The 22,523-nt window shown below is 70.4% G+C and carries 25 protein-coding genes; 14 read left to right on the top strand and 11 right to left on the bottom strand.

Features of this window, described 5'->3' with window-relative positions:
- Positions 1-16: 16 nt before the first annotated feature.
- Together glp and FV242_RS03300 are read left to right on the top strand one after the other, a co-directional pair.
- Positions 17-1,255, top strand: coding sequence for a gephyrin-like molybdotransferase Glp (gene glp, locus FV242_RS03305; RefSeq protein ID WP_147937932.1), 1,239 nt, complete (start codon positions 17-19; stop codon positions 1,253-1,255).
- Between the two features lie 67 nt (positions 1,256-1,322).
- Entirely contained in the window at positions 1,323-2,198 is an 876-nt protein-coding gene (locus FV242_RS03300) for a 4-(cytidine 5'-diphospho)-2-C-methyl-D-erythritol kinase (protein WP_147937931.1), read from the top strand.
- 20 nt (positions 2,199-2,218) lie between these two features.
- On the opposite strand, the gene FV242_RS03295 is transcribed toward FV242_RS03300, so the two are convergent.
- Complete coding sequence (locus FV242_RS03295) at positions 2,219-4,033, bottom strand: chloride channel protein (protein ID WP_147937930.1); 1,815 nt, start codon at positions 4,031-4,033, stop codon at positions 2,219-2,221.
- A 151-nt stretch (positions 4,034-4,184) separates the two neighbouring features.
- Here FV242_RS03295 and FV242_RS03290 point away from each other — a divergent pair, with 151 nt between their 5' ends.
- The 3 genes from FV242_RS03290 to FV242_RS03285 are packed head-to-tail and all read left to right on the top strand — an operon-like array spanning position 4,185 to position 5,460.
- Positions 4,185-4,613, top strand: a complete 429-nt coding sequence (locus FV242_RS03290; protein WP_147907207.1) for a MarR family winged helix-turn-helix transcriptional regulator — start codon at positions 4,185-4,187, stop codon at positions 4,611-4,613.
- Positions 4,614-4,656: 43 nt separating this feature from the next.
- Positions 4,657-4,806 (top strand): hypothetical protein, encoded by a 150-nt coding sequence (locus tag FV242_RS36255; RefSeq protein ID WP_306440287.1) that lies wholly within the window; start codon positions 4,657-4,659, stop codon positions 4,804-4,806.
- Positions 4,807-4,857: 51 nt separating this feature from the next.
- The gene (locus FV242_RS03285) at positions 4,858-5,460 is read left to right on the top strand and encodes a protein-L-isoaspartate O-methyltransferase (protein ID WP_306440286.1); all 603 of its coding nucleotides are present in this window, start codon (positions 4,858-4,860) and stop codon (positions 5,458-5,460) included.
- A gap of 256 nt (positions 5,461-5,716) precedes the next feature.
- Here the strand turns inward: FV242_RS03285 and FV242_RS03280 are convergent, their stop codons facing one another.
- On the bottom strand, positions 5,717-6,736 hold the full coding sequence (locus FV242_RS03280) for a polyprenyl synthetase family protein (RefSeq protein ID WP_147937929.1): 1,020 nt from the start codon (positions 6,734-6,736) through the stop codon (positions 5,717-5,719).
- 167 nt (positions 6,737-6,903) lie between these two features.
- Between FV242_RS03280 and FV242_RS03275 the strand changes: the two genes are divergently transcribed.
- The gene (locus tag FV242_RS03275; protein ID WP_147907204.1) at positions 6,904-7,128 is read left to right on the top strand and encodes a DUF2007 domain-containing protein; all 225 of its coding nucleotides are present in this window, start codon (positions 6,904-6,906) and stop codon (positions 7,126-7,128) included.
- The gene (locus FV242_RS03270; RefSeq protein WP_147937928.1) at positions 7,125-7,868 is read left to right on the top strand and encodes a tRNA1(Val) (adenine(37)-N6)-methyltransferase; all 744 of its coding nucleotides are present in this window, start codon (positions 7,125-7,127) and stop codon (positions 7,866-7,868) included. The genes FV242_RS03275 and FV242_RS03270 overlap by 4 nt, the downstream gene beginning before the upstream one ends.
- Before the next feature lie 12 nt (positions 7,869-7,880).
- On the opposite strand, the gene FV242_RS03265 is transcribed toward FV242_RS03270, so the two are convergent.
- A complete protein-coding gene (locus FV242_RS03265) occupies positions 7,881-8,192 on the bottom strand; it encodes a hypothetical protein (RefSeq protein ID WP_147937927.1) in 312 nt (103 codons plus the stop codon).
- 33 nt (positions 8,193-8,225) lie between these two features.
- Complete coding sequence (locus FV242_RS03260; protein ID WP_147907201.1) at positions 8,226-8,912, bottom strand: trna delta -isopentenylpyrophosphate transferase; 687 nt, start codon at positions 8,910-8,912, stop codon at positions 8,226-8,228.
- 616 nt (positions 8,913-9,528) lie between these two features.
- Here FV242_RS03260 and FV242_RS03255 point away from each other — a divergent pair.
- Together FV242_RS03255 and FV242_RS03250 are read left to right on the top strand one after the other, a co-directional pair.
- Positions 9,529-9,957, top strand: coding sequence for a MerR family transcriptional regulator (locus FV242_RS03255; RefSeq protein WP_147907200.1), 429 nt, complete (start codon positions 9,529-9,531; stop codon positions 9,955-9,957).
- Positions 9,893-10,315: a carboxymuconolactone decarboxylase family protein gene (locus FV242_RS03250; RefSeq protein WP_147937926.1), complete on the top strand. Its 423-nt coding sequence runs from the start codon at positions 9,893-9,895 to the stop codon at positions 10,313-10,315. The genes FV242_RS03255 and FV242_RS03250 overlap by 65 nt, the downstream gene beginning before the upstream one ends.
- Before the next feature lie 398 nt (positions 10,316-10,713).
- On the opposite strand, the gene FV242_RS03245 is transcribed toward FV242_RS03250, so the two are convergent.
- The 3 genes from FV242_RS03245 to FV242_RS03235 form a co-directional block, all read right to left on the bottom strand.
- On the bottom strand, positions 10,714-12,111 hold the full coding sequence (locus FV242_RS03245; RefSeq protein ID WP_147937925.1) for an MATE family efflux transporter: 1,398 nt from the start codon (positions 12,109-12,111) through the stop codon (positions 10,714-10,716).
- 27 nt (positions 12,112-12,138) lie between these two features.
- The gene (locus tag FV242_RS03240; protein ID WP_147937924.1) at positions 12,139-12,384 is read right to left on the bottom strand and encodes a hypothetical protein; all 246 of its coding nucleotides are present in this window, start codon (positions 12,382-12,384) and stop codon (positions 12,139-12,141) included.
- 362 nt (positions 12,385-12,746) lie between these two features.
- Entirely contained in the window at positions 12,747-13,700 is a 954-nt protein-coding gene (locus FV242_RS03235; RefSeq protein WP_147938025.1) for an SDR family NAD(P)-dependent oxidoreductase, read from the bottom strand.
- A 115-nt stretch (positions 13,701-13,815) separates the two neighbouring features.
- On the opposite strand from FV242_RS03235, the gene FV242_RS03230 reads away from it, so the two are divergent.
- The 4 genes from FV242_RS03230 to FV242_RS03215 are packed head-to-tail and all read left to right on the top strand — an operon-like array spanning position 13,816 to position 16,332.
- Positions 13,816-14,745: an AraC family transcriptional regulator gene (locus tag FV242_RS03230; RefSeq protein ID WP_147937923.1), complete on the top strand. Its 930-nt coding sequence runs from the start codon at positions 13,816-13,818 to the stop codon at positions 14,743-14,745.
- A gap of 30 nt (positions 14,746-14,775) precedes the next feature.
- Positions 14,776-15,573 carry a heme ABC transporter permease gene (locus tag FV242_RS03225; RefSeq protein ID WP_147907195.1) on the top strand — a complete coding sequence of 266 codons (798 nt, stop codon included), beginning with the start codon at positions 14,776-14,778 and terminating at the stop codon, positions 15,571-15,573.
- A gap of 10 nt (positions 15,574-15,583) precedes the next feature.
- The gene (gene ccmD / locus FV242_RS03220) at positions 15,584-15,727 is read left to right on the top strand and encodes a heme exporter protein CcmD (RefSeq protein WP_147907194.1); all 144 of its coding nucleotides are present in this window, start codon (positions 15,584-15,586) and stop codon (positions 15,725-15,727) included.
- Positions 15,724-16,332: a DsbE family thiol:disulfide interchange protein gene (locus FV242_RS03215; protein WP_147937922.1), complete on the top strand. Its 609-nt coding sequence runs from the start codon at positions 15,724-15,726 to the stop codon at positions 16,330-16,332. The genes ccmD and FV242_RS03215 overlap by 4 nt, the downstream gene beginning before the upstream one ends.
- A 52-nt stretch (positions 16,333-16,384) precedes the next feature.
- Here the strand turns inward: FV242_RS03215 and FV242_RS03210 are convergent, their stop codons facing one another.
- Both FV242_RS03210 and ftsY read right to left on the bottom strand, forming a co-directional pair.
- Positions 16,385-17,008 (bottom strand): septation protein A, encoded by a 624-nt coding sequence (locus FV242_RS03210; protein ID WP_147938024.1) that lies wholly within the window; start codon positions 17,006-17,008, stop codon positions 16,385-16,387.
- An 837-nt stretch (positions 17,009-17,845) separates the two neighbouring features.
- Positions 17,846-19,201 carry a signal recognition particle-docking protein FtsY gene (gene ftsY / locus FV242_RS03200; protein WP_147937921.1) on the bottom strand — a complete coding sequence of 452 codons (1,356 nt, stop codon included), beginning with the start codon at positions 19,199-19,201 and terminating at the stop codon, positions 17,846-17,848.
- A gap of 173 nt (positions 19,202-19,374) precedes the next feature.
- On the opposite strand from ftsY, the gene FV242_RS03195 reads away from it, so the two are divergent.
- Positions 19,375-20,049, top strand: a complete 675-nt coding sequence (locus FV242_RS03195; protein ID WP_147907189.1) for an RluA family pseudouridine synthase — start codon at positions 19,375-19,377, stop codon at positions 20,047-20,049.
- A 65-nt stretch (positions 20,050-20,114) separates the two neighbouring features.
- On the opposite strand, the gene mtaB is transcribed toward FV242_RS03195, so the two are convergent.
- Both mtaB and dapF read right to left on the bottom strand, forming a co-directional pair.
- Positions 20,115-21,341 (bottom strand): tRNA (N(6)-L-threonylcarbamoyladenosine(37)-C(2))-methylthiotransferase MtaB, encoded by a 1,227-nt coding sequence (mtaB, locus tag FV242_RS03190; protein WP_147937920.1) that lies wholly within the window; start codon positions 21,339-21,341, stop codon positions 20,115-20,117.
- Entirely contained in the window at positions 21,341-22,228 is an 888-nt protein-coding gene (gene dapF, locus FV242_RS03185) for a diaminopimelate epimerase (RefSeq protein ID WP_147937919.1), read from the bottom strand. Before dapF ends, mtaB begins: the two co-directional genes overlap by 1 nt.
- Positions 22,229-22,523 lie beyond the last annotated feature (295 nt).

The following is a 22,523-nucleotide window of genomic DNA, read 5'->3' as shown; positions in this document are numbered from 1 at the left end:
CCGACATCGCGTCACGATGGGACGCCTGAGTCGCGACTGCTTCGACGCTGCCCCCGCGCCCATGCGGGTCGCCGACGCGGTGACGCTGCTGCGCGCGCGCCTGCCGATCCTGTCGGGCGTCGAATCGCTCCCCGTCGACCGGTCCGACGGGCGCGTCCTCGCCGAGGATTTGATCGCTCCGATCGATCTGCCGCCGTTCGATAACGCGGCCGTCGACGGCTACGCCGTGCGTGCCGGGGACGTCGCGACTGCGGGCGAGACACCCCTGCCCCTGGGCGGCCGTGTCCCGGCCGGGCACGCGCCGGTGGATCCCGGGCCGGGCTTCGCGGTGCGGATCTTCACCGGAGCGCCGATGCCGCCGGGGACCGACGCGGTGGCGATGCAGGAGAATGTGCGGATCGACGGCGACGCCGTGATCCTGCCGGCGGGCCTCGCCTCGGGGTCCAATCGTCGCCGGGCGGGAGAGGATATCGCGCACGGCAGCCTCGCGATTCCGGCCGGCACCCGACTGGGACCGCGCCACCTCGCGCTGGCCGCCGCGCTCGGCCTGCCTGCCCTGCGCCTGCGCGTGCCGCTCCGGGTGGCGTTGTTCTCGACCGGTGACGAACTGACACCGCCCGGCCGACCCCTCCCGGCCGCCGGCATCCACGATGCCAACCGGCCTATGCTCGCCGCCCTGCTGCGCAGGCTCGGTGCCGAGCCCGCCGATCTCGGCATCCTGCGCGACGCGCCCGGCCCGTTGCGGCAGCGCCTCGAAGCCGCGGCCGCCGACCACGACCTGATCCTCACCACCGGGGGCGTCTCGGTCGGCGAGGAGGATCACGTCCGAGCCGCCGTTGAGGCGTCCGGTGCGCTGACCTTTTGGCGGCTAGCCATCAAGCCCGGTCGGCCCGTGGCCCTGGGCACCGTCGCGGGCACGCCCTTCGCGGGGCTCCCCGGCAACCCGGCCGCGGCCTACGTGACCGCCCTGGTCGTCCTCCGCCCGCTCGTCCTGCACCTGTCGGGCGCACGCGACGAAGCGCCGACGCTGACGGTGCGCAGCGGCTTCGCCCAGGAGAAACGCCCGGGCCGGCGCGAGTACCTGCGCGTCCACGTCCGCATCGGAGCGGACGGCGTCGCGGAGGCGGTTCCGTGTGCGGGGGGCGCCCTGTCCGGCCTGTCGGCCAGCGACGGGCTGGTGGAACTCGCCGAGGATCTGAGCGCGATCCGTGTGGGCGATCCCTTGCCATACCGGCCGCACGGGGACTTTGGGTGAGCTGTTGTTCGCGCCCACGAGGCTGTAGAGCGTCAACCCCGTTCTTGCCCGACCCGTTCGAGATCCCGTGCCCGTGCTCGCCGACCGCGCCCCCGCCAAAGTCAATCTGACGCTCCACGTACTCGGGCGCCGGGCCGGAGACGGCTACCACGAGTTGGAGAGCCTGGTGGCCTTCGCGGGAACCGCCGACCGCCTCACCCTCGACCCCGACACCGCGCTCGGCCTCACCGTCAGCGGTCCGACCGCCGGTCCGGCCGGTCCGACGGACGACAACCTCGTCCTGCGCGCCGCTCGCGGGCTGGCGGCACGGGTGCCGAACCTGCGAATGGGGTCGTTCCATCTGGTCAAGCGCCTGCCGGTCGCGGCCGGCATCGGCGGCGGTTCGTCGGATGCCGCCGCGGCCCTGCGGTTGCTGGCGCGTCTCAACGACCTGCCGCTCGATCACGCGGCCGTGATCGCCGCCGCACGCGGGACCGGGGCCGACGTGCCGGTCTGCCTCGACCCGCGAGCCCGCATGATGCGTGGCGCCGGGGAGGAGATCGGCCCGGTGCTGGGGCTCGCGCCGCTGCCGGCCGTGCTGCTCAATCCCGGCGTGCCGGTTCCGACCGCTCCGGTGTTCAAGGCCTTGGGCCTCGCTGTCGGGCAGACGCTCGACGGCGCGGCCCATCCTGGCATCGCCGGGGGGCTCGGCGCGGACGCCCTCCTGGCAGCGCTCACCCCGGCCCGGAACGACCTGGAGGCGCCGGCGCTCACCGTTGCCCCGGTGATCGGCGAGGCCCTGGCGGCCCTGCGTGAACGGGAGGGATACCGCCTGGCACGGATGTCCGGTTCCGGTGCGACGGTGTTCGCGCTGTTCACCGACCGCCGCGCGGCGGTGCGGGCCGCCGCCGCCCTGCGGGCCGCACATGCGGATTGGTGGGTGGCGCCGACCTTCCTGCGCTGAACGGCGCGTCGCACCTGCCCTCAGCCCCCGCTTGCCCCCATGCGGATGCGGTTCCGGCGGAAATACGCCCGGCGCTCGGCCTCAGCGCGGACCGTCGAGGCGCGCACCTGCAACAGGTCCTTGCGGGTGAGGAGCCCAACCAGCGCACCGCTCTGCGAATCGGTGACCGGCAGGCGGCCTTGGCCGGCCGACAGCATCACGTCGAGGGCGTGCGAGACCACATCGCCCGGATGGACCAATGCTAAGCCGGCATCCGAGACGCGTTCGGCGAGGGTCTCGTCGGCCGCGTCGTCCGCCCGCGTCTCGATCGTCCAGCGGAGCGCGTCGTCGCGCGTGACCAAGCCCACGGGCCGGCGGGTGGCGTCGAGCACCGGATAGGCGTGGTGGGGACCGGCGGTGATCGCCGCCACGGCCTCGGCCACCGGGAGATCCCCCGCGAGGGTGGCGACCTCACGGGTCATCACGGCCTCGACCCGGGCCAGGTCGTAGGGATCGATGCCGTATTCCCGGGTCACGTGCTGTCCGCGCCGGGCGATCTTCTCGGTGAGGATCGACCGCTTGAGCAGCAGCACGGTCACCGCGTAGGCCGCCATTGTGGCGGCCAGCAGGGGCGCCAGGGCGGCGACGTCGCCGGTCACCTCGACGGCGAACACCACTCCGGTCAGCGGCGCCGGCAGGGTCCCACCGAGCATCGCCGCCATGCCGAGCAACGCCCAGAACCCATGCGCGCCGGGGAGGACGAGGCCGATCAGCCAGCCGATCGCGCCACCCAGGATCAGCAGCGGCGCGAGCACGCCCCCGGACGTGCCCGACGACAGCGCCACGAGCCAGATCACCGCTTTCACGACGAGGATCGTCAGCACGGCTGCGGCCAACATGTGCCCGGACAGCAGATCGCGGATCACGTCGTAGCCGACACCGAGCGCCCGGGGCTCCACCAGGCCGCCGAGGCCGACCGCGAGGGCACCAAAAGCGGGCCACCACATCCAGTGGATCGGCAGCCGGCCGAACCCGTCCTCAAGGGCGTAGAGCGCGCGCGTAAGCACACCGGAGATCAGCCCGCAGGCTAGCCCGAGTGCCGCACAGGCCGGCAATCCCCACCACGGCAGCGCCGGATTGTCGGTGAAGGGGAAGAGCGGGCCGGCCTCGAACAGGGCGGGCCGCCAGCATGCCGCCGTCACCGCACCGACCGTGACCGGAACGAGGCTGCGCGGGCGCCACTCGAACAGCAGCACCTCGACGGCGAGCAGCACGGCCGCCACGGGCGTGCCGAAGATCGCGGTCATGCCGGCCGCGGCGCCGGCCACCAGCAGGGTCTTCCGCTCGGCCGCGCTCAGATGGAAGAACTGCGCGAACAGCGAGCCCACCGCACCGCCCGTGACGATGATCGGCCCTTCCGCACCGAACGGCCCGCCGGTGCCGATCGCCACCGCCGAGGAGAGCGGCTTCAGCACGGCTACCTTGGGCGACATCCGGCTGCCGCCGATCAGGATCGCCTCCATGGCCTCCGGGATGCCATGGCCGCGGATCTTCTCAGAGCCGTAACGTGCCATCGCGCCCACGATCAGGGCACCGATTACGGGAATCGCGATCATCCAAGGGCTAGGCGTCGCGCTGGCGAGTGACGTCAGGGCGGTGTCGAACCGGCCGTACCAGGCGAGATTGGTCACCAGACCGATTAGCGTGAGCAGGATCCAGGCGGTTGCGGTGGCGGCCGTCCCAGTGATCACCGCGAGCCCGGCCAGTGCCAGCACGCGCCGATCCGTGCTGAAATCGCCAAGCGTCCGACGCAGCGGCCTTTCGGAGCCGCGCGCGATATCCTGTCCGCCGTCCATACAGCCCTCCGTCCTACGAGGCCTAATTACATCGTGATACGATATATTCAACCGCGTCGCGTTCGGAGCGGGGTGCAGCGAGCCGGCGGAACCCGTATGGATCCGGACGGTGTGCTGCCGAAGACCTGAGCCCGGCACCAGGGAGATCATCGTGGCGTCCGAGGATCCTCAGACCGCGCCGCTGTCTCAGGAACAGTACGCCGCGCTGGCGGAGTTCCGGTACCGGCTGCGGCGCTTCCTGGCCTTCAGCGAGGCGGCGGCAGGCCGGGCCGGCATCCCGCCCCAGCAGCATCAGGCACTTCTGGCCCTGGCTGGGCATGTCGGGCGCGCGCCACCGACCGTCGGATTGCTGGCCGAGCAGCTCCTGATCGCTCCGCATACGGCGGCCGAACTCGTCGCCCGGATGGTCGATGGCGGCCTGCTCACGAAGGGACGCGCCGCCGAGGATCGACGCCGGAGCGAGCTGGCGCTCACGCCCCGGGCCGAAAACCTGCTGCGCGATCTGACCGCTGCGCATCTCGATGAGCTACGCGGCCTAGCGCCGGCGCTCTCGGGCGCACTCGCCCCCGCGGCGACCTGACGCATAGGGGACTGGATGGTCTGTTTCCGCGGGGGGAACGGAGATGCCGGATCCTTACAGTTCGGCGGTGCTCAGCGCCAAGCTTCGCGGGTTCTACGCGTCGCTGGTAGCCAATCCGAATGCGGCCGACCGGCGCGTCACGGCGGCCTTCGCGGCAGTTCCCCGGGAGCCGTTCGCCGGCCCGGGGCCCTAGTCGATCCTCACCGCGCATGTCTGGCGATCACAGGATCGCGGCCCACTCTACATGACCACCCCGGACGACGACCCCGCCTTCCTGTATCAGGACGTGCTGGTCGCCCTCGACGCAGCACGCGGCATCAATATCGGCCAGCCTAGCCTGCACGCCCTCTGCCTCGATGCGCTCGCGCCCCGGCCCGGGGAGACCGTGGTCCGGGTCGGGACCGGCAGTGGGTATTATACGGCGCTCCTCGCCCATCTCGTGGGGCCGGACGGCCTCAATGCCGGGGCGCCGCGCCCGGCCCGTGCCTGGCTCGACGCGCTGCGGCCGGCGGGCCGACTTCTGTTCCCGCTCCAGGCCGCAAACCGCCGGGGCGGCATGCTTTTGCTGCGCCGGGCCACGGGTGAGGCAGCTTGGCCGGCCCGTTTAGTCTCCATGGCGAGCTTCATTCCCCTCAAGGGCATGCCGGAGGCGGGCGAAGTAGGCTTGTCCAATGCTTTCGCCCAGGGTCCCCTCGCGGCGGTTCGTTCAATCCACTTCGACGCGCCGCCCGATGCAAGCTGCTGGCACGATGGCGGCGATTGGTGCCTCTCGACCCATGACGCGTCCCGCGGCTGGTGCCTCGTGCTCCATATCGGAACTGGCACAACGTGCAGGCTTTTAGGATGACGCTCTCATTAGGCGAGCACGGCTAACTGGCCGGCAACGCGGCCGGTCCCGATCTTTGCCTCCGCGTGGCGCGAATGGCCCTCGGCGCGCAGATCTCCGACACGGATGCAAACCGCTTGGCGCCTCTCGCTCACCGGAACGACGTCCAAGCTCATTTCGTGCAGAGCCCAGTAAAGACGCACGCCAGCGTCATGGTCGGCGTCCTGCTCGATAGTAGGCGAAAGCCCCGGGGCACGCAGATCGAAAGGAGCGCTCTTCAGCGCGCCCGGGCCACGCAGAAATCCACGGCCCCGTTGAGCGCGGCCTTGACCGGACCGTCCGGGAAGACGTCGAGGGCGGCGCGGGCCTGGGCGCCATACTCGTGGGCGCGGGCCACCGTCTCCTCCAGGGCGCCGTGCCGCTGCAGCAGGTCGAGGGCGGTGCCGAGGTCGTCCTCGCCGATCTCACCCTGCTGCAGGGTCCGCCGCCAGAAGCCGCGCTCGCCCTCGCTGGCCCGGCGGTGGGCCAGCACGATCGGCAGGGTGATCTTGCCCTCGCGAAAATCGTCGCCGACATTCTTGCCGAGGGCAGCCGAGGTGCCGCCGTAATCGAGCACGTCGTCGATCAGCTGGAAGGCGATGCCGAGGTTCATCCCGTAGGCGCGGGCGGCGACCTGCTCGGCCTCCGGCCGGCCGGCGAGCACCGGCCCAACCTCGCAGGCGGCGGCGAACAGCTCGGCGGTCTTGCCGCGGATCACCGCCAGGTAGGCGGCTTCGTCGGTATCGAGGTTCTTGGCGTTGGTGAGCTGCATCACCTCGCCCTCGGCGATCACCGTGGCGGCGGCGGACAGGATATCGAGCGCCCGCAGGGAGCCGACCTCGACCATCATCCGGAAGGCCTGGCCGAGCAGGAAGTCGCCGACCAGCACCGAGGCCTCGTTGCCCCACTTGATCCGGGCGGCGACGCGGCCGCGCCGCATGTCGCTCTCATCGACCACGTCGTCGTGCAGCAGGGTCGCGGTGTGCATGAACTCGACGCTGGCGGCGAGCTTCACGTCGCCGTCCGACGGGTCGGCGTAACCGCAGAGCTGCGCGCAGGCGAGCGTCAGGATCGGGCGCAGCCGCTTGCCGCCGCTGGCGATCAGGTGGTTGGCCACCTCCGGGATCATCGCCACGTCGGATCCGGTGCGCGACAGGATCGTGGTGTTGACCCGCGCCATGCCGTCCGCCACCAGCGCGACGAGGTCGTTCAACCCCGCCTCGGTCTCGGGCTTCGGATTCTCGATGGAGAGGGCCATACCCAAGATCCGCGACCTCCAGTCCGGTTCCCCCGCAGGGGGCGGGCGATCCCTTCGCACGCGCCTCGCGGCGCCGCAACATCGGCGCAGAGAGGATATGGTGCGAAGGGAATGCGCAGCGAACGCGACGAATGCGCCGGACGACCGGCATCCTTCGAAGAATTGCGATGATCGTGCTGATTTCCGCGAATGATCCCGTGCTGATCGGCTTTGCCCGCACGGTGCTCGAGGCGGCCGAGATCCCGGTCCTGGTGGCCGACACCCATATGAGCGTGATGGAAGGCTCGATCGGGGCGTTCGGTCAGCGCCTGATGGTTCCGGGCGATTGGGCGCCCCAGGCCCGCCGGTTGCTCAAGGATGCCGGGCTCGCGCACGAGTTGCGTGACCCGTGAGCCCGGAGCCCGATGCCTTCCTGGGCGGGATTTTGCGCCTGCACCAGCCGCCCCGCGGAGCGCACCGGGCCGGGACCGATGCGGTGCTGCTCGCCCGGCTGCTGGTCCCGGCGCCGGGGGAGCGGTTGTGCGATGTCGGCGCCGGGACCGGCGCGGTGGGTCTGGCCTGCGCGGCGCTTCATCCCGGAACCTGCCCGACCCTGGTGGAGCGCGACCCCGAACTGGCCGGGCTGGCCCGGGCCAACGCCGTCCTCAACGGCATCGCGGCTTCGGTGATCGAGGCCGACGTTCTGGCGCCGGCGGCCGAGCGCCGCGCCGCCGGGCTGGAGCCCGACAGCGTCGACCTCGTCCTGACCAACCCGCCGTTCTTCACCACGGGCCGCCACCGCCCCTCCCCGCATCCCGGCAAGGCGACGGCACACACGTTTCCCGAGAGCGGCCTGGACCTCTGGATCCGCGCCTGCACGGCGGTCCTGCGACCGGGGGGCCGGCTCGGGCTGATCCACCGGGCAGACGCCCTGCCGGCCTGCCTCGACGCCATGAAGGGCCGCTACGGCGGGATCGCGATCCGCCCGGTCCACGCCCGGGCCGAGGCGCCGGCGATCCGGGTGCTGATCGCCGGCATCCGGGGCAGCCGCGCGGCTCCGAGCCTGCTGCCGCCGCTGGTGCTGCACGGCCCCCAAGGCTTCACGCCCGAGGCCGAGGCGCTCCACCGGGGCGCGCCCTGGCCTCGGGCGTGAAGGGCCGTCCGGTCAGGCCGCGAGGGCCGTCGGCACCGCGTCGTCGATGCCGAGAAACCGCTCGACGGCCGGCAGATCCGAGAATCCCAGAAACTCTGGGCGCAGCGGCTCGGGCAGCCCGTCGAAGTTGAGCCCCGGGAACGTGTCGGGATGCGGGTAGAGCTGCCACTCAGCCCCGGGCTCGACCGGCGGGAACAGGATCGCGACTTTCTCGTCGCCCAGGCGCACGATCCGGGTCGGGCTGTACGACAGGGTCTCGATGCTCCAGCCCCGATGATGGTCCCGGCGGGCCTTCAGGGTACGGCGGCGCGTCGTGAGATGCATGGCGGTCTCCTGCGGGTTTGAGCGTTCGAAACTTCAGGCGGCGCTGCGGCGGCCGGTGCGCTTGGGCCAGCCGAGCGCCACGAGGCGCGCCTTGGCGTAGTCGCGGACCTCGTCGCGGGTGCCGGGCGGCATCGCCGCCAGGATCGCTTGGGTGGCCCCGTCGAGCATCAGGTCGGTCACGTCGTTGATCGTCTCGGCACCGTCGATGCGGCGCTTGAGGTCGCCCTCGGCCTCGGTGACCTCGTCGAAGGGCTGGGCCTCCTCGAAATCCTCGTCCACGGCCCGGACCGTGGGCAGGTGGGCGCGGAACTCGTCGGCCTCCTCCTCCGAGTAGACCAGGCCGTGCAGTTCGATCAGCTTGAGGATGACGCGGTCCTTCCCGCGCTTCTCCGCCATGGCGTAGACGTAGGCCGCCTGCTTGCCCGAGACGCGGTAGTTCACGTTGACCAGCGCCTCGCCCATCGACCACTCGACCCGGTCGGCGGCTGGCTTCGCACCGGATTTGGCACCGGGCAGGCGCCCGGTGACCAGCAGCACGGCCTCGTCGCGCTCGGCGCGGATGATCGTCGGCGGCTCGAACACGATCCCGGCCTGGGCGGCGATCCGCTCCAACGTCTTGTGGTAGATGACCGCCGTGCCCTGCACGCGCCAGACGTTGCCCCCGAAGGGCTCCCCGTAACGCACCAGGATGTCGGCGATCTGCTTGTCGGCGGTTCGCATGCGGGGCTCGTTCCGGTGAGAGGCAACCGCGTCATCCACAGCTTTCTACGGCGACGCTCTTTTGTTCCTGTTTTGTTTCATCGTATATGCGGGATCGCGGCGGCGTGCGCAAGGGTCGGGGTCTGCTGTCCGCGGAAATCAGACGGGGCTGCGTCAGTGCGTGCGGGGGCGTCGCAGGACGCATCCAGGGGCTCGGTTTGCCGCGGAGGCGGTGATGGCGCGGGCGTTTCGGATTTCGTTTCGCGGCTCAGGATGGCGACGGGTCCGGGCTCCATCACCCTGTGCCAATCCAACCGCCTCATCTCGGAGCGCCCGCGTCAGGATGCGGGGTTAGGCGGGAGAACGTTCGGGTTCGCGATGATCCTCGCCATCATCGCAAGACCAGCCTAGCAAGTACGGGCCCGGATCTGATCCGATCATGCATGGGACCAATGCTTTCGACCCGTGCCGGCCTTTGGATGGCTGCCGGCCCTTCTGGTCAGCGGCCATCTTCTGGCCGCCCGGCAACTCGAGTTCGGGGTGAGGACCAGACTGTCGTAGCCCGACCAGATTTTTTTCTTGACTTAGAGTGCGCTCAAACCCGCAGCATTCTTAGCGTCGTGATGAGAAGATATTCGTGAAGATCGGAGAACTCGCGAGGCGTTCGGGATTGTCTGCCCATACGATTCGTTACTATGAGCGGATCGGGCTACTCCCCTATGCTGACCGAGATCAGTCAAACCAGCGTGATTACGACGCGTCTATCCTAGCGTGGATCGCATTCTTAGATCGTCTCAAGACGACCGGTATGCCGATCCGGGACATGCTGCGATACGCAGCATTGCGCGAGCGTGGCGTCATCACTGAGGCTGAGCGCTGTGATTTGCTGTGGGAGCACCGCGAGTGCGTCCGCGCGCATGTGGCCGATCTGCAAGCCTGCCTTCTCGTCCTCGACACCAAGATCGCCGGCTACGCCGGCTCTGACGGGAGGACGCAGGCGTATGACACGACAACACCGCAACGGCGACGAAAGCCGGCTAGAGCGCGGGCAGCGAGCACTCGCTGAGATCGACGGCCAAGCAGGAGAGAAGGTCGTCGCCTCGCTCGCGGAGATCGCCCCTGACTTTGCGACCTACCTTATCGAGTTCCCTTTCGGCGATATTTACAGCCGCCCCGGCCTAGAACGGCGTTCCCGCGAGATAGCCACTATCGCGGCACTAACGGCGATGGGCAATGCAGCACCACAACTTAAGGTCCACATAGAGGCAGGCCTGAACGTCGGCCTCTCGTGTGAAGAGGTCACTGAAGTTATCATGCAGATGGCCGTTTATGCAGGCTTTCCAGCAGCATTAAACGGATTATTCTCAGCCAAAGAAGTGTTCGCGGCGCGTTCGACAGCCGAGCCTTGTGCCCCAGGGGCCTGACGCCGCCTTCGTCATCGACAACGGCGCATCGTCGGTCAGGCGGGTCGACCTGACCGGCCATTCGACAAACGTTGCACAGGGCTTCGATGTCGCACCAGTCGCGCGTGGCCGGGCTCGGGACGGCAACCTACCGGTAGACGTATGGGGATCGGGCAGCAACTACAGGGTAGTCATCGATCCAAGACGGTAAGTGTAGCGATCGGGTCGCATTGCTTGACTCTCACGGCCGCTTGCAAGGGGCGAGGAGGGAGCGCCCCGGTGATATCCACTTCGACGCCTCTTTCATCCAAAAGCAGACAGGCGGAAATCCGCTCAGCCACGCCGTATTGGCGGGGCGATGCCGGCCCCTGATGGCCATCCATCGAGCGGCAGGTTCGGCGGCTCTACGCCTTTCGAGGTCACTCAACGGCCGTCGTGAGGACTTGGGGCGGGACAGCCGGTTCCGGCGCGGGCTGGGCCACGAACATCTTGCCCGTGGCAAAAGCAGCCGCGTTGACGATGCCCATGGTGAAGAGCCCAGCCGCGAGGGCAACAAACATCCACGCGGGGCCGAGCCCGAGGATAGCCGCGATCCAGGCCCCCCCCAGCGCCACCCCCATCCGGAAGACGCTGGCCGTGAGCGGCCAGCCGACACGGCCTGCACCTTGGGCCGCGAAGTAGAGAGCAAGGCCGGCCCCGAAGAACCCGTAGAACGGTCCGACGATGCGGAGATAGGAGGAGCCCGTAGCCAACATGGCCGGATCACCCCCGAACAGACCGAGCCAAGCTTCAGGATACAGGGCGGCCGCAACGCCGATGGCCTCCGTCAGAAGACCGGCCACGATGGCGCCGGTGAGCGCAGCCTGACGGGCGCGGGCCTGCAGTCCGGCGCCGAGGGCGGTGCCGACGATGGCGGCAATGGGCGAACCGAGCCCGAATACGAGGGGGACCAGCAGGTATTCCAGCCGGGCGCCGGTTCCATACCCGGCAACCGCGGCCGGCCCCGCCGTCCCCACGAAGCCCGTCGCGGCGATGACCGTGACGTTCGACGTGATACTGGCGATGCCGGAGAGCAGGCCGACGCGCAGGATCTCGCGGGACGGCGCCCAGGTAAGCCTCGGGAGGCGCCGGCTCGGGTGCAGGACGCCGCGGCCAGACCAAATCGAGGCGGCGAAGACGGCGGTGCCGGCGGCGTAGTAGGCCGCGAAAGCGACTCCGCCGCCCACGACCCCGAGCTTCGGGAACGGCCCCCAGCCGAAGATCAGCGCCGGCGAGAGAGGGATCAGCACGATGGCGCCGGCGCAGGTGACGCCGGCCGGGAGGGCCATGTTGCCGGTACCGCGGATCACGGCCGCGAGCGCGTTGAAAAGCCAGATCAGGACCGCTCCGCCGAGCACGACGTTCGCGTAGGCCGTCGCAGCCTGGAGCGATTCCCCCGTGCCGCCCATCGCGGCGTAGAGGCGCGGTCCCAGCGGCAGCGCGAGCAGACTGGTCACGAGACCAAGTCCGAGGCCGATGGCGACAGCGTGCCAAGCGACGAGGCTGGCCTCCGCCTTCCGGCCGGCGCCCAGGGTACGCGAGACCGCCGACTGGATGCCGCCGCCCATGCCGCCGGCCGACAGCATCTGGACGAGCATGACGACCGGGAAGACGAGGGCCATGCCGGCTAGGGCGTCGGTGCCGAGCTTCGCGACGAAGTAGGTCTCGATCAGGCCGATGGAGGTCTGGACGACCATCACCACGACGTTCGGCCCGGCCATCCGAGCCAGGGTCGGCACGAGCGGCGCTTCGAGCAGGCGACGCGTTCGGATGTCCATGGCAGAACCCTCACGGCCTCACGGATTTCAGCGCGGGCACGATGGCCGATCCGCCACCGGCCGGCGGATCGCCGTCGAGAACGGCGCGGTCGCTTGACCGGCGGCGGGTGGCATCCCGGCACCGGACCGATCGAACGGAAGGCCGGTCGTGCGCGCGGTCGCGACGAGGTAGCCTGCCGCGTCGCGGGTGCGGTCCTCGGACCCGGAGTGCCGACCTCCGGCATGGAAGACCAGACCGAAGGCGGTCAGCGGCCCAGGCGTTTCTTCGGCCATCGATGGACCTCTTGGAGTGGCCGACCGCCCGGCATGCGGACACGTGCCGTGCCAGCGCCAAAGCCGATCAACGCGACCGCCTATTCATGCTGACCGTAATTTATACTGCGGCTTCGTGCAAGCTTGAACCCGTTTGGGAGTCCGGTGGATGGCCATCGTCGGCTCGCCAGCTGTCTTCCTCGCCGCCACCGTCCGTCAGCGTTTGTGAGTTCGGAGACCGAGAGGCGAGCGCCGTTTCGGACCTCGGCACGGTCAAGCGGATCGCATGCCGGTGGTCGTGCGGTGAGCGCTTTCCAAACCGTGGCGTGGTCACCCCGGAACCCGCGATGACGCGCGAGCGGACGGTGGGACGACCGTACCACTCAGATGACCGCGGTCTCGGTCAGGGCGACGGACAACGCCCACAACCGCGCGGCCTCGTCAGGATCCACCGCATACGCCTTGACGCCCACGAACGGCACAGCTGCCGCTTCGGCCCTAACGGCCACGTCGCAATCCTCGCAATAGAGGCCGCCGAGTCCGTCGAGCAGCGGCGAGGTCGCCGCCCAGACCTGGGTGGCGGCGCCCTGGGCCGGCGTCTTGAAGGTCGGGTCCGCGGGCGTGCCCTGCGCGTCGAGCCAGCCTTCCGCGATCATCTCGTCCTGCGTCAGGTGGCGCTGGAGCGGGGTGAAGATTTTTCCCGGGTGCAGCGAGAAGGCGCGGATGCCCCGGTCCTGCCCCAACCGGTCGAGATGGGCGGCGAACAACGCGTTGGCGGTCTTCGACTGACCGTAGGCGTGCCATTTGTCGTAGCCGCCGGCGAACATCACGTCGTCCCAGCGGATCGGCAAGAGGTGATGCCCGGCCGAGGACACCGCGATCACCCGGGCGCCTCCCGCGAGCAGCGGCAGGAGGCGGTTGGTGAGGGCGAAGGGGCCGAGATGGTTGGTGGCGAACTGCGCCTCCCAGCCCGGCCCGACCCGGGTCTCCGGGCAGGCCATCAGGCCGGCATTGTTGATGAGCCCGTCGATCGGCCGGCCAGCCTGCAGGACGCCCTCGGCAAAACGCCGGACGCTACCGAGGTCCGACAGGTCGAGGGCGTCGACCGTCGTCCGGGGCATGTCCTGCGTCGCGATCCGGGCGGCAACCGGATCGCGGGCGGCGACGAGGACTTCGGCGCCCGCGGCCGCGAGCGCGCGGGTGGTCTCGAGACCCAGGCCCGAATGCCCCCCGGTGACGACGGCAAAACGCCCCGTCAGGTCGCGCCCGGCCAGGACATCGGAAGCGGTGCTGCGGGCGCCGAACCCGGATCCGAGCGGCGTCTGGTGATCGATCATGGTCTTGCTCCGGGTCGCCCCGGCGATGCTGCCGGTGCGCGGACCATCGACCCGGAAAGCCGGACGCTCCATGCTGGGGCGTCCGCGAATCCTGTGCGGGCGTCCGGTTCGCGCCATGGATCCGCTCTCCGACGTTCTCGCGTTGCTCAGGCCCCGAAGCGCCCTCAGTGCGGGCCTTGATGCCGGCGGCGCCTGGGCGATCCGCTTTCCCGCCCATGACGGGATCAAGTTCAACGCCGTGATGCGAGGCGCCTGCTGGGTTGCGGTCGAAGGCGAGCCCGAGCCCATCCGGATGGCAGCCGGCGACTGCTTCCTGCTGACCCGGGGCCGCCCGTTCCACCTCGCGACCGACCTGGCCCTCCCGGCGATCGAGTCCGCCGCGATCTACGACCACGCGGCCGACGCGGTCGCGACCTGCAACGGAGGCGGCGACTTCTTCCTGGTCGGCGGGCGGTTCTTCTTCGCAGGCGACGCGGCCGGGCTGCTGCTCGACGCGCTGCCGGCGATCGTGCCGGTCCGGGATGCCTCGAACCAAGCCGCGATCCTGCGCTGGGCGCTGGACCAGCTGGCCGCGGAACTGCGCCAGGGCGCGCCTGGCGGCGCCCTGATGGCCGACCACCTCGCGCAGATCATGCTGCTCCAGGTGCTGCGGCTCTGGCTCGCGTCGGGGCGGCAGACCGGCTGGCTCGGGGCGCTGGCCGATCCGCGGCTGGCGCGGGCGCTGACGGCCCTGCACGCGGAGCCGGCGCGGCGCTGGACCCTGGCGGACCTCGCGGCGTGCGCAGGCATGTCGCGCACGACCTTCGCGGACACGTTCCGCGCCGTGGTCGGCCGGACGCCGCTTGCTTACCTCGCCGGCTGGCGGATGCAGTGCGCTGCCGACCGGCTGCGACGCTCCGGCGATTGCGTCGCCGCGATCGCGTATTCCGTCGGCTACGAGTCGGAGACGGCGTTCCGCACCGCCTTCCGGCGGCACATGGCCTGCACGCCGATGCAGTATCGACGGACAAAGGCCGCATTGTTGCTGCACCGCACCCTGGGCTAGACCGCCGGAACGATGTCCGAGACAGACGCCATGACGCCCTCCCTCTGGACCCGCCTGTCGAACCCGAGCCACTTCATGCGGTGGTCGGGCGCGCTGGTGCCGTGGCTCACCGCCCTGTCGCTCGGCGTGCTGGCGGTCGGCCTGTACCTGACGTTCTTCGCCGTGCCGCCGGACTATCAACAGGGCGAAACCGTGCGGATCATGTACATCCACGTCCCGGCGGCCTGGCTCGGGGTGTTCTTCTACGGCGCCATGAGCGTGTCGGCGATCGGGACCCTGGTCTGGCGCCATCCGCTGGCCGACGTGGCGCAGCGCGCCGCTGCGCCAATCGGGGCGGCGTTCACGCTGATCTGCCTGGTCACCGGCTCGCTCTGGGGCAAGCCGATGTGGGGGACCTACTGGGTCTGGGACGCGCGGCTGACCTCGATGCTGGTCCTGCTGCTGATCTATTGCGGCATCATCGCCCTGTGGCGCACCCTCGAGGAGCCGAACCGGGCCGCCCGCGCGGTGGCGATCATGACCCTCGTCGGCGCGGTGAACCTGCCGATCATCAAGTTCTCGGTGAACTGGTGGTCGACCCTGCACCAGCCGGCCTCGATCCTGCGCATGGGCGGCTCATCCATCGACCCGTCGATGCTCTACCCGCTGCTGATCATGATCGGCGCCGCGACTTTGGGCGGGATCACCCTCCACCTCTACGCGATGCGCACCGAGATCATGCGCCGCCGGGTGCGGACGCTGACGATCCGCGAGGCCGAGCGCCTGGACCGTGCGCAGCCGCGCCTCACGCCGAAGCCCGCCGGGATGCCGGTCGGGCAGCCGGTCTAGGACCTTATCGATGGATCTCGGGTCTCACGGCGGCTTCATCGTCGCCGCCTACGCCTTCACGGCCCTGGTCATGGCCGGGCTGATCGGCAACGCCCTGCGCGACCGGCGGGCGCAGCTGCGCGCCCTGAAGGGCTTCGGGGAGGAGCGGCGGTGAGCGTCGACGAACCCCTGGATCGGCCGCCCCCTGTCCGCCGCTCGCTGCTGCTGGTCCTGCCGGTCCTGGCGTTTGCCGCGCTGGCGGCGGTGCTGTTCCTGCGCCTGCGCTCGGGCGCCGACCCAGCCGCCCTCCCCTCCGCGATGATCGGCAAGCCGGTGCCGAGCTTCAGCCTGCCGGCGGTGCCGGGCCTGAAAGCCGGCGACGCCCCGGTGCCGGGCCTCTCCAGCGCCGACCTGAAGGGCCAGGTGACGGTGATCAACGTGTTCGCCTCGTGGTGCGCACCCTGCCAGGTCGAGCACCCGATGCTGATGCGGCTCGCCCGGGAGCCCGGGATCCAGCTGGTCGGCATCGACTACAAGGAGCCGACTCCCGCCGCCGGCCAGCGCTTCCTGGCCCGGCACGGGGTGCCGTTCCGCGCGGTCGGCGCCGACGCCGACGGGCGCGCGGCGATCGATTTCGGCGTCTACGGCGTACCCGAGACCTTCGTGGTCGGGCCCGACGGGGTGATCCGCGACAAGCTCGTCGGCATCCTCACGCCGGAGAACTACGCCAGCGTGCTGGCGCGGATCCGGGCGGCCGGGAAGGTCGCGGAGGCGCGCTGACGTCTCCATCCCGGAAGGTAGCCGCCGCCTCTCGGAACACGATGAGATGCCCTCAAGAACCCTGCGCGCCCGGCTTCGGCTCCTTGCGCTCGTGGCGGGTGAGCAGCGGCGTCTGTGCCAGGGCGAACAGCACGGTGATCGGCATGATGCCGAACACCTTGAAGTTGACCCAGAAATCCTCGGTCTGGGTGCGCCACACGATCTCGTTGAGCGCGGCCAGGATGAAGAAGAAGAGACCCCAGCGGAAGGTGAGCTTGCGCCAGCCCTCCTCGGTGAGGCTGAACATCGAATCGAGCACCACCGAAAGCAGCGAGCGCCCAAAGGCGAGCCCGCCGAGCAGCACGGTGCCGAACAGCGCGTTCACGATGGTCGGCTTGACCATGATGAAGGTCTTGTCCTGCAGCGCCAGCGTCAGACCGCCGAACACCACCACGACCACGCCGGACACGAGCGGCATGATCGGCAGCCGCCGCACCAGCGCGAAATGAACCGCCAGCGCCACCACGGTCGCCGCGATGAACACCCCGGTGGCCACGAACAGCTTCTGGTCCGGCGCGACGCCGAGTCTTTCCGAATAAGCATTGCCCAGGAAGAAAATGACGAGCGGTCCAAGCTCCAGCGCCAGCTTCACGAGCGGCGGCAGGTGGCGACGGGGAGGAACGGATTCGATCTGCATGCGCGTCAGTTGGCTCGGATGCGGCACCCGCACTAGGCTGGAAGCCGGGCTGGCGGATTCGGGGCTGTGTGGAACGGGGGGCTTGCGATGTCCATCACGATCGACAACGCCGAAGTCGCGGCGCTCCTCGCCGACCTCGCGGCAACGACCCATCGCGCAGCGCCGGATTTGCTCTTGGAGCTGCTCCGGCGGGAGCGCGCGCGGGTGGCCGAGGATCGGGAGACCGACTGCGCCGACGCCATTGCGTCTGGACGGTTGCTGCACGAGCGAACCTACGCGAGCCCGCTCATTGCTTCCCGACCGATCGACGAGATCCTGGCGTACGACGAGAACGGTTTGCCGGTTTAACCGCCGTTGTCGTCGACAGCTCCGTACTTCATCGCGATCCTCGACCAAGAGCCGGATGCGAGCCGCTTCAGCGTAGCGATTCGCAACTACCGCTACCGCTCCCTGGCGGCAGCGTCTTATCTCGAACGTGCGATCGTGATGTCGGGCTGGGTGGTCGGTCGGGTCGAACTCGACGACTGGCTGTTGCGCGAGCCGAGCAAAGTCATTCCCGTCGACCACGCCCTCGCAGGTCGCGGCCGACGCCTTCGCGCCCTACGTCAAAGGCCGGCATCCGGCCGGGCTCAACTTCGGCGATTGCTTCGCCTACGCCCAGGCCCGGACCCTGAATGCGCCGGTCCTGTTCAAGGGCGACGACGTAGCCAGGACTGATGTCCTACGTATCGCCGCCTGGAGCCGTTCCCGATCACGTTGCAATCTCGAACGGCTCTCAATCCTTGATACAACGCGCTCGCTGACGCGGAGCCGGTATCCCCTTCGGCGGCGCGCGCTCTAATCCTTCTCCAATCCGGCGATCGCACGGGCGAAATCCCGGGCCGCGAACGGCTCCAGATCCTCCACGCCCTCGCCGACGCCGATGAAGTGCACGGGCATGCCGAACTTGGCCGCCAGCGCGACCAGGATGCCGCCGCGCGCCGTGCCGTCGAGCTTGGTCATGACCAGGCCCGAAACCGGCGCCGCCTGGGAGAACAACTCCACCTGCGAGATCGCGTTCTGGCCGACGGTAGCGTCCAGGACGAGGATCGTGGCGTGCGGCGCCTCCGGGTCCTGCTTGCGCAGCACGCGCACGATCTTCTCCAGCTCGGCCATCAGCCCGGCCTTGTTCTGGAGCCGGCCGGCGGTGTCGATCAGCAGCACGTCGGTCCCGGCGGCGGTTGCCTGCTTCAGCGCATCGAAGGCGAGGCCGGCCGCGTCGGCACCCTCACCGCCGCTCACCACCGGGGTGCCGGTGCGCGCCCCCCAGACCTTGAGCTGCTCCACCGCCGCCGCCCGGAACGTGTCGCCGGCCGCCAGCATCACGGTCCGGCCCTCCGCGCGCAGCTTCGAGGCGAGCTTACCCAGCGTTGTCGTCTTGCCGGCGCCGTTGACGCCGACGGTGAGGATCACGAACGGCTTCTTCGTCGCGTCGATCGACAGCGGCACCGCCACGGGCTCCAGCGCCCGTTCGACCTCGGTGGCCAGGATCGCCCGGACCTCGTCGGGCGAGATGCCCTTCTCGTAGCGGCCCTTGCCGACCGCGTCCGAGATCCGCGTCGCGGTCTCCAGGCCGAAATCGGCCTGGATCAGGGCGTCCTCCAGATCCTCCAAGGTGTTGGCGTCGAGCTTGCGCTTGGTGAACAGGCCGGTGACCCGGTCGGTCAGGGCCGACGAGGTCCGCTTCATTCCGGAGGTGAGCCGGGTCCACCAGCCCTTGGCCTCGGGCTCCCGGTCGGGTCCCGCGCCGGCATCGTGGGCGAGCGCGGCGGCGGCATCGACCGGCTGGATGTCGGGCGCCGGCTCGACCACCGGGTCCCGGTTCACGTCTCCGGTATCGACCGGGGCGGCGCCGTGCGCGGGATCGTCGCCGGCCGTGCCGGCGGGCGGCCGCTCGGGCTCCCCCTCGATCGGCAGCAGATCCGCCCCTTCGACCACGTCTGCGACGGGCGCGTCCGTCTCCTCGGGCGGCAGCGGGATGTGCGCGACGTCCTCGGCCCCGCTCGCATAGTCGGGCTGACCCTCGGCGGGCGAGGCCGGGGCATCCGCGGGCAGCTCCGTCTCCGCAATGTCCTCGGCCGTGCCGTCGCCAGAGCCCTGGCCCTTGCGCCCGAACAGGCGCCCGAACCAGCCGGGCTTATCCTCGCTCGCCATGAAACCTCGTCCTCGCCCCAGCTTGCCGACCCGATGCCGAACCCCTAGAGCCGATGTCGACCGCGTTGCAAACGGCAACGACTCCAAGCCCTTCGTTTCAAGTCCTCGGTTCGCTGCGCCCGCCTGCACCGGACCGGCCGCCGCTCCGGCGGCGCGCGCCCTGGCCCGACCGGATGTCCTTCACCTTCGATATAGGTGCCCGCCTCCTCTACCGGGATGCCCTGCTGCTCGTCATCGACAAGCCGCCGGGCCTTCCGGTCCATCCCGGTCCGCGCGGCGGCGAGACCCTGACCGACCATCTCGACGGCCTCCGCTTCGGCCTGCCGCGCCGCCCCGAGGCGGCCCACCGGCTGGACCGCGACACCTCCGGCTGCCTGGCGCTCGGCCGACACGCCAAGGCGCTGGCCCGGCTCGGAAAGCTGTTCTCCGGCAGCGCCGTGGACAAGACCTACTGGGCGGTGGTGGAGGGCGGCCCTGACACGGATTCCGGCCGGATCGACCTGCCGCTGGCGCGCCGCTCCGACGATCCGCGCTCCTGGTGGATGAAGGCCGACCCGGCGGGCGACCCGGCCCTCACCCACTGGCGGGTGCTCGGCCGGGCCGGCGGCCGGACCTGGCTGGAGCTGAAGCCGGTCACCGGCCGCACGCACCAGCTCCGGGTCCATTGCGCCGCCTCAGGCTGGCCGATTTTGGGCGACTCGATCTACGGCATCGGCCCGCGCGGCGGCAGCCTGTACCTGCACGCGCGGACGCTCACGATCCCGCTCTATCCGAAGCGGGAGGCGATCACCGTCGAGGCGCCGCCGCCGAGGCATATCGCGGACGCCGTGGCGGGAATGGGCACGTAAGGCAGCCGATCGTTTTCGGCCAAGCGCGATCCATCATTGCGGCTGGGAAGAGCGGTTTTGACGCTTCAGGCAGCGATCAGCCGCGCTCCGTCATGTCCCGCGATCGAGACCGTGTGAAACGTCCCCGCCTCGAACTCCCCACCCAACCACACGACCGTGAAATCCGCGCTGCGGCCCGTCCCGCCGCGCTCGGCTAGCACCGTCAGCGCGCGTCCGACCTGCCCGTCGAGATGCCGGCGCAGCGCGTGGGCGCCGGCTTCGCGCAGGCGGGCGGCCCGGTCGCGGATCACGTCGGCCGCCACCGGGGGCATGCGGGCGGCGGGCGTGCCCGGGCGGGGCGAGTACGGGAAGACGTGCAGGTGCGTCAGCCCGCATTCCATCACGAGGTCCAGCGAGCGGGTGAACTGATCCTCTGTCTCGGTGGGGAAACCGGCGATCAGGTCGGCGCCGAACACCACGTCGGGACGCAGGTCGCGGACGGTCTCGCAGAAGCGGATGGCGTCGGCGCGGCTGTGCCGGCGCTTCATCCGCTTGAGGATCAGGTCGTCGCCGGCCTGTAGCGAGAGGTGCAGGTGCGGCATCAGCCGCTCCTCCTCGGCGAGCACCGCCAGCAGCGCGTCGTCCACCTCCACGGAGTCGATCGAGGAGATACGCAGGCGCGCCAAGTCCGGCACCGCCCGCAGGATCGCTCGCGCCAGCGTCCCGAGGGAGACCGACGGTCCGGGCAGGTCGCGGCCATAGGCGGTGAGGTCGACGCCGGTGAGCACGACTTCGCGGCCGCCATGGGCCACGATCGTCTGGACCTGCGCGACCACGTCGGGCACCGGCACCGAGCGCGAGGCGCCCCGGCCGAACGGGATGATGCAGAAGGTGCAGCGGTGGTCGCAGCCGTTCTGCACCGGCACGAACGCCCGCGTGTGGCCGGTGACGGAGTCGATCCGCGTCGGCGCGATCGTGCGGGCTGCCATCACGGCACCGGGGCCGGTGCCGGTGGGCGACCAGCCGGCGGGACTCAGCTTCTCGGCGTTGCCGACGAGGCGCGACACCTCGGGCATCGCCGCGTAAGCTTCGGTCTCGACCTCGGCGCCGCAGCCGGTGACCACGATCTCGGTCCCGGGCCGCTCGCGGGCGATCCGGCGGATCGCCTTGCGGGCCTGCCGGCCGGCTTCCTGGGTGACCGCGCAGGTGTTGACCACCACCCGGTCGCGCCCGTCCGCCGCCGCGTGGACGCGCAGGGCCTCCGACTCCACCGTGTTGAGCCGGCAGCCAAAGGTGAGGGTCTCGACGGTCATCAAGCGGTGCCGAAAAACAGCTCCGGCGCCAGATTGCCCTCGGCGACGAGCGCGACCGGGCCGGTCATCAGGACATGGTCGTCGGCGCGCCATTCCACGAACAGCTCGCCCCCGGGGAGACGGACATTGGCTTGCCGGCCGATCATGCGCAGGCGCGAGGCCGCCACCACGGTGGCGCAGGCGGCGGTGCCGCAGGCCAGCGTCAGCCCGGCGCCGCGCTCCCAGACCCGCAGGGTGATCGCCTCGCGCTCGGTCACCTGCGCCACCGAGATGTTGGCGCGCTCCGGAAACAGCGGGTGGTTCTCCAGCATCGGTCCGATCCGGGCGAGGTCGTAGGCGGCCGGATCCCGGTCGACGAAGAACACCGCGTGCGGGTTGCCCATGTTCACGACCCCCGGCGAATGCAGGATCGGATCGTCGATCGGGCCGATCTGCAATTCGATCCGCCGCGTGTCGGGGAACGGCTCGGAAAGCGGAATCTCGTCCCAGGCGAGCTTGGGCCTGCCCATGTCCACCGTGAAGGCGCGCTCCGAGATCCGGCGCACGCCGACGCGCCCGGCCGCGGTCTCCAGGACCAGGCGGCCGCCCTCGGCGGGGCGGGCCATGGCCGGGTCGTCGAGCATCGCGTAGGCGACGCAGCGGGTGCCGTTGCCGCAGGCGCCGGATTCCGAGCCGTCGGTGTTGTAGATCCGCATGAACGCGTCGGTGCCGGCGCTCACGGGATCGTGCAGGACCATCAGCTGGTCGAAGCGCGAGCCGGGATCCTGCGCGATCGCCCGGGCCTCCTCCGGGCGGACCTGGGTCGCCGAGCCGCGCAGGTCCAGCACCACGATCGCGTTGCCGGCGCCGTGCATCTTCAGGAAGCGTCTATGGGCGAGTGCGCTCATGCGGCCAGAGGGTTTGAGGGGATCGGCCAGCTATATGGCAAAACGCTCTGCCCGACGCGAGGGGCGCGCGCGGCGTGGCAGATGCGCCGCACCCGCGACTCTCGTGACCCATGCCCTCGCGGGCGGGCCGGATCGCCATTAGGTTAGCCGGCGGGAGCCCACGCGACGATCCGCCGGGACCCGACCGGAGCGCCCCCGTGATCCGCCTTCGTTCCCTCGTCGCCGTCTCGACCGCCCTGGTCTTCGCCACCGGACCGGTCGCGGCGCAGCAGCAGCCCGCGCCCCCGCCCTCCAC

Origin of the sequence: Methylobacterium sp. WL64, from assembly GCF_008039945.1 — a bacterium.
Lineage (GTDB): Bacteria > Pseudomonadota > Alphaproteobacteria > Rhizobiales > Beijerinckiaceae > Methylobacterium.
Note: the sequence above shows the minus strand (reverse complement) of the source record. Positions and strands in the feature narration are given on the sequence as shown.